This window comes from Azospirillum thermophilum (assembly GCF_003130795.1).
GTDB classification, from domain to species: Bacteria; Pseudomonadota; Alphaproteobacteria; order Azospirillales; family Azospirillaceae; genus Azospirillum; species Azospirillum thermophilum.
In genome coordinates, this window is record NZ_CP029357.1 from 72,085 (window position 1) to 85,154 (window position 13,070).

Sequence of the window (13,070 nt, forward strand, 5' to 3'; positions counted from 1 at the left end):
AATTAAGCGTGTGCGCGGATAGTTCTTAGAACGATTCAATCTGATTGGATCCGGCATGAGCACATCGGAGCTTCTACGCCTGTCGCACGACATGGAACGCAATCCCGCCCTCAAGTCCGACCTCGACGCCGCCATCGCCAAGGTGGATGGCATTCCCGGCGTGATCGAGGCGGTACGCGCCCTCGGCTATGACATCACGCTGGCCGACCTGCAGCCCTCCGCCCGCACCGGCGGCCGCGGCTGGTCGCGGTTCGACGGCTGACCGCCGGCGGCCGGGCAGGGGGACAAGAAAAAAAGCCACCAGGAGAACCCCTGGCGGCTTTTCAAGTTTAGGGAGGAAACGCGCTTTGGCCGAAACACGACGATGTGACGGAACCGGCCAAACCAACAAGACTGATATACTAGATCATCTCCTCCGTGGCAATCCCGGGCTTGGCCGATTCGTTGGGGGCTGCCATGTCCGCGGCGGAAGGACGCAGCGGGGTCACGATTGCAGGGGCTCGGTCGTCTCCTCCGCCCGGGGCGCCCGGCGGCCGACGGTGCGCAGCACCGCGACCAGCGCCATGGCAATCAGCGCCATCGCCCCGACGACGTTGGTGCGGATCGCCCCGCCATAGACGTAGCTGGTCAGGTAGACCGCCGCGATGGCCACCGTCATGGCGGTGACCGGCAGGCCGAAGCGCAGGAAGGCGACGAAGGGCATGTGGTGGCCGTCCTTCTCCATCAGCCCCACGGTGGTGACGTTGGCGCTGGCGCCGATCAGGGTGCCGTTGCCGCCCAGGCAGGCGCCCAGCGCCAGTGCCCACCACAGCACGTTGGTGGTCAGGTGCAGGTCGGCCCCGCCCAGGCCGGCGGCGGTGAACTCGCCGGAGAAGCTGGTGACCAGCACCTTGACGATGGCGACGGCGGCGATGGTGTAGGGGATGTTGTCGACCACCGCCGAGGCCACCGCGCTGAACACGAGGATCAGCAGGGCGGCGGTCAGCAGCTTGGCCTGCAGCCCCATGCCGAAGCCGATCGACACGGCCTGCACCAGATCCTGCAGCTTGGCCGCGGCGCTGGCGATCAGGCCGGTATGCTCGGCCGAGCTGATGGCCATGAACAGGAAGATGAAGAAGCCCAGCGTCAGCCACTCGATCCCGTGCTCGAAGCCGTGGGTGAAGACATGCTCGGCCTTCTTGGCGCCGATCGACCGGCGCAGGATCAGGTGGCGGCCGATCATGGTCAGGGCCGCCCCGGCGAAGGCGATGACGCCCACCGGCAGATGGGTCAGGCTGTGGGTGAAGAAGCCGAGGAAGGTCAGCCCGACGACGCCCAGCGTCCAGGACAGCACGGCGGGGTCCTGAAGCCGCACGGCCTCCGGCTCGTCGCCGACCTCGGCATGGGCGCCGGACAGCTCGCGCCGGTACCAGAAGGCGCTGAAGGCGCACAGCGCGATGACCATGAAGATCACCGGCACCGCCAGGAAATAGATGAAGTCCATGAAGGACAGGCCGGCGGCGACGCCGACGATGACGTTGGGCGGATCGCCGATCAGGGTCGCGGTGCCGCCGATGTTGGAGGCCATGACCATCGGCATCGCCAGCGCCCACACCGACAGCCGCAGGCTGCGCGCCGCCTTGGAGACGACGGGCGCCATGAACAGCACGGTGGTGACGTTGTCGGCGAAGGCCGACAGCAGGGCGGTCGCGGCGATGACGGTGTTCGCCAGCAGCTTCGACCGGCCCTTGGCCCACGCCACCATGCGGGCGTTCAACCAGTCGAAGACGCGCGTCTCGATCAGCACCGAGACGATCGCCATCATGCTGCCCAGCAGGAAGATGACGTTCCAGTCGACCGACCGCACCGCCGTCTCGAAATCCATGATCTTCAGCGAGGTGGCCGCCGAGATCAGCAGCATGGCGGCGACGATGGCGCCGGCGGCGAGCGTCTTGTGGAAGGCCTCGACGATCAGCACGCCGAACAGGGCGACGAGCAGAAGTCCCACGGCGGCTTGCGCGCCGCCGTTCGTCGAGTACTCAAAGTGACCTGACTCCGCCAGGGCGGCGTTCGTCGGCAGCAGAAGCAGCGCGGCGGTCAGGGCAACGGAGATCTTGTTCATGGTTGTACGTCTCCTTTGCCTGGACGTGGGTCCAGACCCGCATGCAGGATTCCCTTTCAGGATCAAAAAGAAAGGGCGGGGACTTCGGGGGCCCCCGCCCGGTTGGTCATTCCATGGTCCTCACTGGGCGAACAGGCGCGGCAGGAAGAGCGAGATCGACGGAATGTAGGTGACGAGGGCGAGGGTGATGACGCAGGCGACGTAGAAGGGCCAGATGGTCCGCACGGCCTGCATGATCGGGATCTTGCCGACCGCGCAGCCGACGAACAGGACCGAGCCGACCGGCGGGGTGCACAGGCCGATGCCGAGGTTCAGCACCAGGATGACGCCGAAGTGGATCGGATCCATGCCGAAGGCGGTGATGACCGGCAGGAAGATCGGGGTGGTGATGATGATCAGCGGCGACATGTCCATGAAGCAGCCGAGCACCAGCAGAACAAGGTTGATCAGCAGGAAGATGACGTAGGGGTTGTCGCTGATCCCCTGCATCAGGTTGACCATCGCCGTCGGCACCTGCAGCAGGGCCAGCAGCCAGCCGAAGGACGCGGCCGAGCCGATGACCAGCAGGACCATCGCGGTGGTGCGCACGGCGCCCATGGTGGCGGCGACGAAGTCGCTCCAGCGCATGCTGCGGTAGATCACCAGCGTCACCAGCAGGGCGTAGCCCACCGCGACCATCGAGCTCTCGGTCGCCGTGAAGATGCCCGACCGCACGCCGCCGACGATGATGCCGATCAGGGCCAGTCCCGGAACCGCGTTCAGGAAGATGCTGCCGACCATGTGCCAGCCGGGGAACGGCTCGGACGGGTACTTGCGCTTGCGGGCGACATAGTAGGCGGCGATCATCAGCAGGGCGGCCAGGAGCAGGCCCGGCAGGATGCCGGCGGTGAACAGGTCGGCGATGGAGATCGAACCGCCGGCCGAGATCGAATAGATGATCATGTTGTGGCTGGGCGGGATCATCAGCGCGATGATCGCGGCGGTCACCGTGATGTTGACCGCGTAATCGACATCGTAGCCGCGCTTCTGCATCTGCGGGATCATCAGCCCGCCGACCGCCGAGGCGTCCGCCACCGCCGAGCCCGACACGCCGCCGAAGAAGGTCGAGGCGGTGACGTTGACCAGCCCCAGCCCGCCGCGGAAATGGCCGACCATGGCGGCGGCCAGCCGCACGAGCTTCTCCGCGATGGCGCCACGGACCATCAGCTCACCGGCGTAGATGAAGAAGGGGATGGCCATCAGCGCGAAGACGTTCATGCCGGACGCCATGCGCTGGAAGACGATGAGCGGCGGCATGCCCATGTAAACGATGGCCGCCAGGGAGGAGATGCCGAGCACGAAGGCGATCGGCACGCCCAGGAACAGCAGCACCACGAAGGTGCCGAAGAGGACGGTGAGTTCCATGGCCGGATTCCTTAGTCGGCGGGCTGCTCAATCGCGCTGTGCTGCGCGTGGGCCTGGGCGAGGGCTTCGGACCCGGCCTGGGAGCGGCGTTCGACCAGCAGATGGAGCGTGCGTTCGACCGAGAAGAGGACGATCAGAACGCCCGAGATCGTGAGGGGAAGGTAGTTGACGGCTTCGGGGATGTTGAGCACCGGGATGGTCGCGCTCCAGGTCCCCATTACCAGTTCCAGGCCGTAGAACGCCATGGCGGCACCGAAGCAGCCGACGGCGACGAAGCTGGCGATGTCCATGCAGACGCGCACGATTTCGGGCACGATGTCGCGGATCAGATCGAGCCCGAGGTGGAAGCGCTCGCGAACCCCCACAGCGGCGACCAGCAGAATGAACCACAGCATCAGCAGCAGCGACACCGGTTCCGTCCACGAGGGGCTGTCGTTGAGAATGAAGCGGCCCCAGACCTGCCAGCCGACGGCGGCCGTCATGAGGACCAGGCCTGTGCCGCCGATCCACAGCGCGATGCGCGACAGGACGTCCAGCAGCCTGGTAAGGGTGTTGAGCGCGGTTTTCATGGTAAACTCCGCACGGAGGAGGCCGCGCCGGACGAGGCCCGGCGCGGCATGTTGAGCGTTACTGCACTGCCCGGATACGAGCGACCAGGTCCTTCATCTTCGGATCGGCGACATGCTTGGTGTAGACCGGCTCGACGGCCTTCATGAACTCGGTCTTGTCGACCGTGTTGACCTCGACGCCCGCCTTGCGGACGGTCTCCTCGGCCTCCTTCTCCTTGGCCTGCCACAGCTCGCGCATCTTGACGACCGACTCCTTGGCCGCCTTGCGGATGATCTGCTGGTCGTCCTTCGACAGCTTGTCGAAGCTGCGCTTGGACATGACCAGCGCTTCCGGCGTGATGGTGTGCTCGGTCAGCGAGATGTACTTGGCGACTTCGTAGTGGTGCGAGCTCTGGTAGCTCGGCCAGTTGTTCTCGGCGCCGTCGACCACGCCGGTCTGCAGGCCGCTGTAGACCTCGCCGTAGGGCATCGGCGTCGGGTTGCCGCCCATCGCCTTGACCAGGTCGATGAACAGGTCGGACTGCTGGACGCGCAGCTTCATGCCCTTGAGGTCGGCCATCGTCTTGACCGGCCGCTTGCTGTTGTAGAAGCTGCGGGCGCCGGAGTCGTAGAAGGCCAGGCCGACCATGCCGTGCGGCTCCATGGCCTTGAGGATCTCGTCGCCGATCGGGCCGTCCATCACCTTGTGCATGTGCTCGACCGAGCGGAACAGGAAGGGCAGCCCGGCGATGCGGGTTTCCGGCACGATGTTGTTCAGCGGCGCCATGCTGATGCGGTTCATGTCGATGACGCCGAACTGGGTCTGCTGGATGGTGTCCTTCTCGTCGCCGAGCTGGCCCGAGGGGAAGACCTTGATGGCGATCCGGCCCTTGGTCTCGCGGGCGACGATCTCGCCCATGTACTTGACCGCCTCCACCGTCGGGTAGCCGTCGGGATGGACCTCGGCCGAGCGCAGCGTGACGGTCTGGGCATACGCGCCGGACAGGGTGGCGGCGATGGTCAGGGCCGTGGTGGCGAGGAGCTTGGCAATCGACTTCATTGGTGATTCCTCATTCTGGACTCTTGGCGGCCACCGTGTGGCAGCGGTGGTTGGGAGAAACCGGGAGGGGCGGTGGAAAAGGGCGGGTGCGGCAGCCGCGGCGCCCAGTTCCTGGCCAAGCACCACGAGGTCGGACCCGACCGCGGTCGATGGGATCGCCCTCGCCGTGATCGCGCCGCTCCGGTTGGCTCGAGGTCCGTTCTCAGGTTCCGTTCGACGGTTATATTAATATATTAGCGCTACGACGCAAGCGGGAACTCCCCTTTCGAGACGCGCACGCTAAAATGTCGCATGGGATGCCAAGTCGCTACGAGTGGTTTCGGCACCCGGCCAGCATTTTTGAGCAGTTATAAACTGGCAGCCCCTGGGAGGGTCGAGCAGCCTGACAGAATTTCTTTACGATGCGGTAAACAAACGGGCGGCCTGCGGCAATGCAAGGCCGCCTTTTCCGCATCATTCTTCAGGTGGCCAGGAAATTTCGTTGCCGGCCGGACCATCAGCGCCGGCAACAACCCTTGGCTGTCACTGGACGGCGCGGATTCGCTCCACCAGGTCCTTGAGCTTCGGGTCGGTGATGTGCTTGGCGTAGACCGGCTCGACCGCCTTCATGAACGCCTCCTTGGGGACGCTGTTCACCTGCACGCCGGCCGCCGTTGCGGCCTTTTCCGACTCGACTTCGCGCGCCGTCCACAGCTCGCGCATCTTGACGACCGACTCCTTGGCCGCCCTGCGGATGGCCTGCTGGTCCTCGGCGGACAGCTTGTCCCAGCTCCGCTTGGACATCACCAGCACCTCGGGCGACATCGAATGCTCGGACAGCGAGTAGAATTTGGCCTGCTCGAAATGATGCTGGTTCTGGTAGGTCGGCCAGTTGTTCTCCGCGCCGTCCACGACGCCGGTCTGCAGCGAGCTGTAGACCTCGCCCGGCGGCATCGGCGTCGGGCTGCCGCCCAGCGCGCGGATGGTGTCGATGAACAGGTCCGACTGCATGACACGGATCTTCAGGCCCTTCATGTCCTCCAGCGACTTGATCGGGCGCTTGCTGTTGTAGAAGCTGCGCGCGCCGTTGTCGTAGTAGGCGAGCCCGATCAGGCCCTTGGGGGCCATCGCCTGCAGGATCTCGTCGCCGATCGGGCCGTCCATCACCTTGTGCATGTGCTCGACCGAGCGGAACAGGAAGGGCAGGGCGGGAACGCGGGTCTCTGGAATCAGCCCGTTCAGCGGCGCCAGGTTGACCCGGTTCATGTCGATCACGCCGAACTGGGTCTGCTGGATGGTGTCCTTCTCGTCGCCGAGCTGGCCCGAGGGGAAGACCTTGATGGCGATCCGGCCCTTGGTCTCGCGGGCGACGATCTCGCCCATGTACTTGACCGCCTCCACCGTCGGGTAGCCGTCGGCCTGGGAGTCGGCGGACCGCAGGGTGACGGTCTGGGCGCTGGCGGCGCTGAAGGCCATGAGCGCGCCGATGGCCGTGCCTGCCATCATCGTGACGAAAGTTCGCATCGGTCGGACCTCTCGACGGTTCGCAGGGAGTTCGGGGAGGACGCCCCGGGAACCGGTGCTCCGGGGATTGGCGCCCTAACCGGGCAGGCCGCGCAGGGGGCAGCCGCGGAAATTTATATACTAGTATACTTGATTTGCGGCAAGCGTCGTTTCTTGACGACCCTGGCCGCCATGCCAGTCCCCGCAAGTCAGGAAGAGGTTGATAACGCTATGATATTGCATCGCAGCAAGAAATTCCTTGAAATCATGCTGCATTGCGGTCTTTCGGGATTCCGCCTTGCGGCATCAGCCTTTTCCCATATCGGCCGGCCCGGCTGGTGAATGGTCTGCGACATTCTGTCCTGGAGGTCGACCGCACCGGAATCCAGCTTGCCGGGAAATCTTATATACTAGTATAACTGCTGTGACGGCCACGCAGTGGCAGCCCCCGCGCGCACCCTGGGACTGGCGTGCCGCCCGCCCGCTCATAGGAGCCACCAGCCATGAACATCAAGTCGCGGATCGACCGCATCCCGGGCGGGATGATGATCGTTCCCCTCTTCCTCGGCGCCTGCCTCAACACCTTCGCGCCGGGCACCGGAAAGTTCTTCGGGTCCTTCACCAACGGCCTGATCACCGGCACGCTGCCGATCCTGTCCGTCTGGTTCTTCTGCATCGGCGCCAGCATCAGCCTGAAGGCGACCCCGCTGGTCCTGCGCAAGAGCGGCGTGCTGGTGTCGGTGAAGATCCTGACCGCGGCACTGGCCGGCATCATCGCCTCCCACTTCCTCCCGAGCGAGGGCATCACCTCCGGCTTCCTCAGCGGCCTGTCGGTGCTGGCGATCATCGCCGCGATGAACGACACCAACGGCGGCATGTACATGGCGCTGATGCAGCAGTACGGCACCAAGGAGGAGGCCGGCGCCTTCTGCCTGATGTGCCTCGAATCGGGTCCCTTCATGACGATGGTGACGCTGGGGCTGGCCGGTCTCGCCGTCTTCCCCTGGCAGACCATGGTCGGCGCGCTGCTGCCTTTCGTCATCGGCTTCGCGCTGGGCAACCTCGACAAGGACCTGCGCGCCTTCTTCACCCAGGGCGTGTCGGTGATGGTGCCCTTCTTCGCCTTCGCGCTGGGCAACAACCTGAACTTCACGACCATCCTGAACACCGGCCTCCTCGGCATCCTGCTGGGCCTGATGGTCATCGTCGTCACCGGCACCACGCTGGTCCTGGCCGACATCCTGCTGGCCAGGGGCAACGGCACCGCCGGCATCGGCGCGGCCTCCACCGCCGGCGCGGCGGTGACGGTTCCGCCGATCATCGCCTCGATCGAGCCGTCCTTCGCGCCGAGCGCGCCGGCCGCCACCGCCCTGGTCGCCACCTGCGTGGTCGTCACCGCCCTGCTGACGCCGCCGCTGACCGCCTGGTGGGCCCGCCGCTTCGGCGTCCTGTCGCCCCGCTACCGGCAGGCCGAGGCCGCCAGGGCCGCGGCACTGGAAACCGCCCCGGCGGAATAGGGGACAACCGGCGGGTCCCCGGCCACGGGCGCCCGCCGCCATCCTCCCCCGCCATTCCAAGGACCCCTGCAATGACCGACCTGTCTCCCGCCGTCGAGGCGCTGATCGCCGCCCGGCACGATCGCAAGCCGCTCGAATCCCTGCCCGAGGCGGCCCGTCCCGCCGACAAGGACGGGGCCTATGCCATCCAGTACGAGGTGGCCCGCCGCCTTGGTCCGGTCGCCGCCTGGAAGGTGGGCGCCCCGGGGCCGGACGCCGAGCCCTCCTGCGCCGCGATCAACGCGGCCACCCTGTTCTTCGACACCGACCGGCTTCCCGCCTCCATGTTCAACGTGATCGGCATCGAGGCGGAGATCGTCTACCGCTTCGCCCGCGACCTGCCGGTCCGCGACGAGCCCTGGACGCGCGAGGAGGTGCTGGACGCCGTCGGCTCCATGCATCCCGCCTTCGAGATCTGCGACACCCGCTTCGCCAAATTCGGTTCGGCGGACGCGCTCGGCCAGCTCGCCGACCAGGCCAACCACGGCGCCCTGATCGTCGGGCCGGCCGTCGCCAACTGGCGCGCCGTCGACCCGGTTCGCCAGCCGCTGATCCTGGCGATCGACGGCCGCGTGGTGGTCGACGTGGTGGGCGGCAACAGCGCGGTCGATCCGGTCCGCCTGCTGGTCTGGCTCGCCAACGTCGGTTCCCGCGCCTTCGGCGGCCTGCATGCCGGCGACACGGTGACCACCGGCTCCTGCACCGGGACGATCTTCGTCGATCCGGGCAGCCGCAGCGTCGCCCGCTTCGCCGATCTCGGCACCATCGAGCTGACCGTGCAGTGACCGTCAGCGCAACCTTGCGCAACGAAAGTATATTAATATACTGCTGGTGATTGTCCATCGGGTCCGCGGTCTCCCGCCGCGGTCCGGGCCGCCAGCCGGCGAAACGAGGATCCCTCCATGAAGATCGACGTTCGATATGCGTCCCACCCGGACGACATGCGCGGCTACGACACGCAGACCCTGCGCGACCGCTTCCTGGTCAGCGGGCTGTTCCGCGCCGACGAGACCATCCTGACCTACAGCCATGTCGACCGCTTCCTGGTCGGCGGTGCGATGCCGGTGGCCGGGCCGGTGACGCTCGACTCGCCGAAGGAGATCGGCACCGCCACCTTCCTGGAGCGGCGCGAGCTCGGCGTGTTCAACGTCGGCGGCCCCGGCCGCGTCACGGTGGACGGCACCGTCTTCGCGCTGGAGCCGCGCGACGCGCTCTATGTCGCGCAGGGCAGCGTCGACGTCCGCTTCGAGAGCGACAACCCCGCCGATCCGGCCAAGTTCTACCTCGCCAGCACGCCCGCCCACGCCCGGTTCGAGACCATGAAGATCTCGGCCTCGCAGGCGAAGCAGCGGCCGCTCGGCAGCCAGGAGACCTCCAACGAGCGGGTCATCTACCAGATGATCCACCCGGACGTCTGCCGCACCGCCCAGCTCGTCATGGGCATGACCATGCTGAAGCCGGGCAACATGTGGAACAGCATGCCGTGCCACACCCATGAACGGCGCTGCGAGGTCTATTTCTACTTCGACGTTCCCGACGACGCCCGCGTCTTCCACTTCATGGGCCAGCCGGCCGAGACCCGCCACATCGTCATGGCGAACGAGGAGGCGGTGATCTCCCCCTCCTGGTCGATCCACTGCGGCGTCGGCACGCACAACTACACCTTCATCTGGGCCATGGGCGGCGACAACCAGACCTTCGACGACATGGACGCCGTTCCCATCTCCACCATGCGCTGAGCGGAGACCGACATCATGAGCAATCCCTTCGACCTCTCCGGCAAGGTGGCCCTGGTCACCGGTGCCAACACCGGCATCGGTCAGGCCATCGCCGTCGCCCTGGCCCGCGCCGGCGCCGACATCGCCGCCGCCGACATCGTCCCGCTGGACGAGACCAAAGGGCTGGTCGAGGCCGCCGGCCGCCGCTTCCACGGCATGAAGGCCGACCTCACCACCATCGCCCCGGTCGCCGGGCTGGTGGAGGAGACGGTCGCCACGCTGGGGCAGGCGGACATCCTGGTCAACAACGCCGGCCTGATCCGCCGCGCCGACGCCGTCGACTTCTCCGAAGCCGACTGGGACCTGGTGATGAACATCAACATCAAGACGGTGTTCTTCCTCTGCCAGGCCTTCGGCCGCTACGCGATCGACAACGGCCGCAAGGGCAAGATCATCAACATCGCCTCCATGCTGTCCTTCCAGGGCGGCATCCGCGTCCCCTCCTACACCGCGTCCAAGAGCGGCGTCGCCGGCATCACCAAGCTGCTGGCCAACGAGTGGGCGGGCAAGGGCATCAACGTCAACGCGCTGGCGCCGGGCTACGTCGCCACCAACAACACCGCGCAGCTCCGCGCCGACGCCCAGCGCAGCGCCGAGATCCTCGGCCGCATCCCGGCCGGCCGCTGGAGCGAGCCCGCCGACCTCGGCGGCCCGGCGGTCTTCCTCGCCTCCGACGCGTCCGACTACGTCCACGGCACGATCCTGCCGGTGGACGGCGGCTGGCTGGCACGGTGACGGCCATGAAGGGCGCCACCGACCCGCGGACGGACGTGTTCGTCATCGACGCCGCCGTCGCCTGGGAGGATCTGGGCGGCGGCGTCCGCCGCAAGATCCTGGGCTACAACCCGTCCATGATGATGACCCGCGTCGCCTTCGAGGCCGGCGCGGTCGGCGCCCTGCACCGCCACCCGCACCACCAGTGCGCGGTGGTGGAAAGCGGCGTGTTCGACGTGACGATCGAGGGCCGCACGCAGCGGCTCTCGGCCGGCGACGGCTACATCGTCCCGTCCAACGCCCTGCACGGCGTCGTGGCGGTCGAGCCGGGCGTCCTGCTCGACGTCTTCACCCCGATGCGCGAGGATTTCCTCGGCTGATCGACATGCCGGGGTGCCCGCGGTCATGAAAAGACCCCGCCGGAGACTGCCTCCGGCGGGGTCTTTTCGTGTCGAACCGGTTCTTCCCCGGCTAGCGCAGCATCGCCAGGAAATAGCCGGCGGCGACCGCCGTGCCGATCACCCCGGCGACGTTCGGCCCCATGGCGTGCATCAGCAGGAAGTTCTGCGCATCGGCCCGCTGCCCCTCCACCTGCGAGACGCGCGCCGCCATCGGCACGGCCGACACGCCGGCCGAACCGATCAGCGGATTGATCTTCTCGCGGCTGACCAGGTTCATCAGCTTCGCCATCAGCACGCCGGCCGCGGTCGACACCGCGAAGGCCACCACGCCCAGCGCCAGGATCGCCAGCGTCTCGGCCTGCAGGAAGCGCTCGCCGGTCATGGTGATGCCGACGCTGGTGCCGAGGAAGATGGTGACGACGTTGATCACCTCGTTCTGCGCCGCCTTGGACAGCCGCTCGGTCACGCCGCTCTCGCGCAGCAGGTTGCCCAGCATCAGCATGCCGATCAGCGCCGACACGGCGGGCACCAGCAGGATGCAGGCGACCGTCACCACCACGGCGAAGATCACCTTCTCCAGCCGCGTCACCTTGCGGAGCTGGCGCATGCGGATCCGCCGCTCCTCCTCGGTGGTCAGGGCGCGCATGATCGGCGGCTGGATCAGCGGAACCAGCGCCATGTAGGAATAGGCGGCCACCGCCACCGCGGCCAGCAGGTCCGGCGCCAGCTTGTTGGTCAGGAAGATGGAGGTCGGCCCGTCGGCCCCGCCGATGATCCCGATGGAGGCCGCCTGCTCCGGCGTGAAGCCGATGGCGACGGCGCCGAGATAGGTCACCAGCACGCCGGCCTGCGCCGCTCCGCCCAGCAGCAGCGTGCGCGGGTTGGCGATCAGCGGCCCGAAGTCGGTCAGCGCCCCGACGCCGAGGAAGATGATCGGCGGGAACAGCTCCAGATGGACGCCTTGCGAGATGTAGTAATAGAGCCCGCCCGCCGCATCCGCGGTCGGCGGGTTGATGACGCCCTCGGTCGGCAGGTTGGCCAGCAGGGCGCCGAAGGCGATGGGAAGCAGGAGAAGCGGCTCGAAATCCCGCCAGACGGCGAGGTAGAGCAGCGCGCCCACCACGCCCCACATCACCACCATGCTCCATGTCAGGTGCGGGATGGCGGTCAGGGCGAGCAGGCTGGAGAGGGCGTCCACGGCGGGCCTCTCACCGCAGCGTCATCAGCACTTGCCCTTCCTGCACGGAGGCGCCCGCCGCGACGGCGATGGCGCCGACCGTGCCGGCATGGGGTGCCGCGACGGTGGTCTGCATCTTCATGGCCTCCAGCACCAGCAGCGGGTGGCCGGATTCGACGCGGGCGCCGACCTCAACCCCCACCGACACCACCACGCCCGCCATCGGGCTGACGACGTCGCCGGGGGTCGCCGGCCGCGCCTCGATCGTCTCGGCGCGCGGCGGACGGACATGCTCGCCGGTGGCCGGGGCGGCGCTGGCGACCGGGTAGGGGGTGGCGGGGGAATGGGGCGGGGCGCCTCGGCGGCGTCCAGATCCTCGACGGTGACGTCGTAGGCGACGCCTTCGACGGTGATTCGCAAACGTCTCATGTCTTACGCCTCCGGCCCTTTGCCGTGCGCGGGCAGGGCGGCTGGAATGGGGTGGGGTGGCTCGATGTGCGGCGGGCCGGGCACGGCCCAGTCCCAGCGTACGCGGTGGGAGGCGAACTGCTCGCTGCGTCCGTGCAGCGCCCAGCTCGTGGCCTTGTGCGGCGGTGCGGTGACGCGCAGCACCCGGCCGCGGCCACCGGTGACCGCCGCCACCGCGGCGGCGATCGCCGCCAGATGGTGCGGCGGGATGCCGGGGGGCGCGGCCGGGGCGGCGGCCGGCCGCGCCGCGGGGGCGGGAGCCGGCTGCTGTCCGCGCCCGACGAAGGCCCGGCCGATCAGCGCCATGACGCCGTAGAGCAGCGCCAGGATGCCCATCACGACGGTGAAGCCGCCGAGGATGAAGAGGATGTGCTGCATGGA

Annotated in this window: 15 protein-coding genes; 7 read left to right on the plus strand and 8 right to left on the minus strand. The window is 67.5% G+C overall.

Annotated features, from left to right (window positions below; translation table 11 throughout):
- Positions 1 to 55 precede the first annotated feature (55 nt).
- A complete protein-coding gene (locus tag DEW08_RS30850; protein ID WP_146214766.1) occupies positions 56 to 262 on the plus strand; it encodes a Nif11-like leader peptide family natural product precursor in 207 nt (68 codons plus the stop codon).
- A gap of 222 nt (positions 263 to 484) precedes the next feature.
- On the opposite strand, the gene DEW08_RS25305 is transcribed toward DEW08_RS30850, so the two are convergent.
- The 5 genes from DEW08_RS25305 to DEW08_RS25325 all read right to left on the minus strand — a co-directional run bounded on the left by DEW08_RS25305 (position 485) and on the right by DEW08_RS25325 (position 6,616).
- Positions 485 to 2,101 carry an ArsB/NhaD family transporter gene (locus DEW08_RS25305; RefSeq protein WP_109332555.1) on the minus strand — a complete coding sequence of 539 codons (1,617 nt, stop codon included), beginning with the start codon at positions 2,099 to 2,101 and terminating at the stop codon, positions 485 to 487.
- A gap of 120 nt (positions 2,102 to 2,221) precedes the next feature.
- Positions 2,222 to 3,505 (minus strand): TRAP transporter large permease, encoded by a 1,284-nt coding sequence (locus tag DEW08_RS25310; RefSeq protein WP_109332556.1) that lies wholly within the window; start codon positions 3,503 to 3,505, stop codon positions 2,222 to 2,224.
- Between the two features lie 11 nt (positions 3,506 to 3,516).
- Positions 3,517 to 4,074 (minus strand): TRAP transporter small permease, encoded by a 558-nt coding sequence (locus DEW08_RS25315; RefSeq protein WP_109332560.1) that lies wholly within the window; start codon positions 4,072 to 4,074, stop codon positions 3,517 to 3,519.
- A 58-nt stretch (positions 4,075 to 4,132) separates the two neighbouring features.
- A complete protein-coding gene (locus DEW08_RS25320) occupies positions 4,133 to 5,113 on the minus strand; it encodes a TRAP transporter substrate-binding protein (RefSeq protein WP_109332561.1) in 981 nt (326 codons plus the stop codon).
- Between the two features lie 522 nt (positions 5,114 to 5,635).
- Entirely contained in the window at positions 5,636 to 6,616 is a 981-nt protein-coding gene (locus DEW08_RS25325; protein WP_109332562.1) for a TRAP transporter substrate-binding protein, read from the minus strand.
- Positions 6,617 to 6,769: 153 nt separating this feature from the next.
- Here DEW08_RS25325 and DEW08_RS31765 point away from each other — a divergent pair, with 153 nt between their 5' ends.
- The 6 genes from DEW08_RS31765 (at position 6,770) to DEW08_RS25350 (ending at position 11,023) form a co-directional block, all read left to right on the plus strand.
- Positions 6,770 to 6,937, plus strand: coding sequence for a hypothetical protein (locus DEW08_RS31765; RefSeq protein WP_211107311.1), 168 nt, complete (start codon positions 6,770 to 6,772; stop codon positions 6,935 to 6,937).
- Between the two features lie 161 nt (positions 6,938 to 7,098).
- Entirely contained in the window at positions 7,099 to 8,112 is a 1,014-nt protein-coding gene (gene kdgT / locus DEW08_RS25330) for a 2-keto-3-deoxygluconate transporter (RefSeq protein ID WP_109332563.1), read from the plus strand.
- A 71-nt stretch (positions 8,113 to 8,183) separates the two neighbouring features.
- Positions 8,184 to 8,936 (plus strand): 2-keto-4-pentenoate hydratase, encoded by a 753-nt coding sequence (locus tag DEW08_RS25335; protein WP_109332564.1) that lies wholly within the window; start codon positions 8,184 to 8,186, stop codon positions 8,934 to 8,936.
- Positions 8,937 to 9,053: 117 nt separating this feature from the next.
- Entirely contained in the window at positions 9,054 to 9,890 is an 837-nt protein-coding gene (kduI, locus tag DEW08_RS25340; protein ID WP_109332565.1) for a 5-dehydro-4-deoxy-D-glucuronate isomerase, read from the plus strand.
- Positions 9,891 to 9,905: 15 nt separating this feature from the next.
- Positions 9,906 to 10,664, plus strand: coding sequence for a 2-dehydro-3-deoxy-D-gluconate 5-dehydrogenase KduD (gene kduD / locus DEW08_RS25345; RefSeq protein ID WP_109332566.1), 759 nt, complete (start codon positions 9,906 to 9,908; stop codon positions 10,662 to 10,664).
- 5 nt (positions 10,665 to 10,669) lie between these two features.
- Positions 10,670 to 11,023 (plus strand): cupin domain-containing protein, encoded by a 354-nt coding sequence (locus DEW08_RS25350; RefSeq protein WP_109333423.1) that lies wholly within the window; start codon positions 10,670 to 10,672, stop codon positions 11,021 to 11,023.
- Positions 11,024 to 11,114: 91 nt separating this feature from the next.
- Here DEW08_RS25350 and DEW08_RS25355 read toward each other — a convergent pair whose 3' ends face one another.
- The 3 genes from DEW08_RS25355 to DEW08_RS25365 all read right to left on the minus strand — a co-directional run bounded on the left by DEW08_RS25355 (position 11,115) and on the right by DEW08_RS25365 (position 13,067).
- The gene (locus DEW08_RS25355) at positions 11,115 to 12,185 is read right to left on the minus strand and encodes a sodium ion-translocating decarboxylase subunit beta (RefSeq protein ID WP_109333425.1); all 1,071 of its coding nucleotides are present in this window, start codon (positions 12,183 to 12,185) and stop codon (positions 11,115 to 11,117) included.
- Between the two features lie 67 nt (positions 12,186 to 12,252).
- Positions 12,253 to 12,444: an acyl-CoA carboxylase biotin carboxyl carrier protein subunit gene (locus DEW08_RS32915; protein WP_245986988.1), complete on the minus strand. Its 192-nt coding sequence runs from the start codon at positions 12,442 to 12,444 to the stop codon at positions 12,253 to 12,255.
- A gap of 209 nt (positions 12,445 to 12,653) precedes the next feature.
- A complete protein-coding gene (locus tag DEW08_RS25365; protein ID WP_109332567.1) occupies positions 12,654 to 13,067 on the minus strand; it encodes an OadG family transporter subunit in 414 nt (137 codons plus the stop codon).
- Positions 13,068 to 13,070 lie beyond the last annotated feature (3 nt).

Coding starts and splice junctions, on each gene's coding strand:
- DEW08_RS25335 (WP_109332564.1), top strand. CDS start 8,184: ATGACCGACCTGTCTCCCGCCGTCGAGGCGCTGATCGCCGCCCGGCAC.
- DEW08_RS25315 (WP_109332560.1), bottom strand. CDS start 4,074: ATGAAAACCGCGCTCAACACCCTTACCAGGCTGCTGGACGTCCTGTCG.
- DEW08_RS25365 (WP_109332567.1), bottom strand. CDS start 13,067: ATGCAGCACATCCTCTTCATCCTCGGCGGCTTCACCGTCGTGATGGGC.
- DEW08_RS25325 (WP_109332562.1), bottom strand. CDS start 6,616: ATGCGAACTTTCGTCACGATGATGGCAGGCACGGCCATCGGCGCGCTC.
- kdgT (WP_109332563.1), top strand. CDS start 7,099: ATGAACATCAAGTCGCGGATCGACCGCATCCCGGGCGGGATGATGATC.
- kduI (WP_109332565.1), top strand. CDS start 9,054: ATGAAGATCGACGTTCGATATGCGTCCCACCCGGACGACATGCGCGGC.
- DEW08_RS30850 (WP_146214766.1), top strand. CDS start 56: ATGAGCACATCGGAGCTTCTACGCCTGTCGCACGACATGGAACGCAAT.
- DEW08_RS25305 (WP_109332555.1), bottom strand. CDS start 2,101: ATGAACAAGATCTCCGTTGCCCTGACCGCCGCGCTGCTTCTGCTGCCG.
- kduD (WP_109332566.1), top strand. CDS start 9,906: ATGAGCAATCCCTTCGACCTCTCCGGCAAGGTGGCCCTGGTCACCGGT.
- DEW08_RS25355 (WP_109333425.1), bottom strand. CDS start 12,185: ATGGTGGTGATGTGGGGCGTGGTGGGCGCGCTGCTCTACCTCGCCGTC.
- DEW08_RS25350 (WP_109333423.1), top strand. CDS start 10,670: ATGAAGGGCGCCACCGACCCGCGGACGGACGTGTTCGTCATCGACGCC.
- DEW08_RS25310 (WP_109332556.1), bottom strand. CDS start 3,505: ATGGAACTCACCGTCCTCTTCGGCACCTTCGTGGTGCTGCTGTTCCTG.
- DEW08_RS25320 (WP_109332561.1), bottom strand. CDS start 5,113: ATGAAGTCGATTGCCAAGCTCCTCGCCACCACGGCCCTGACCATCGCC.
- DEW08_RS32915 (WP_245986988.1), bottom strand. CDS start 12,444: ATGGCGGGCGTGGTGGTGTCGGTGGGGGTTGAGGTCGGCGCCCGCGTC.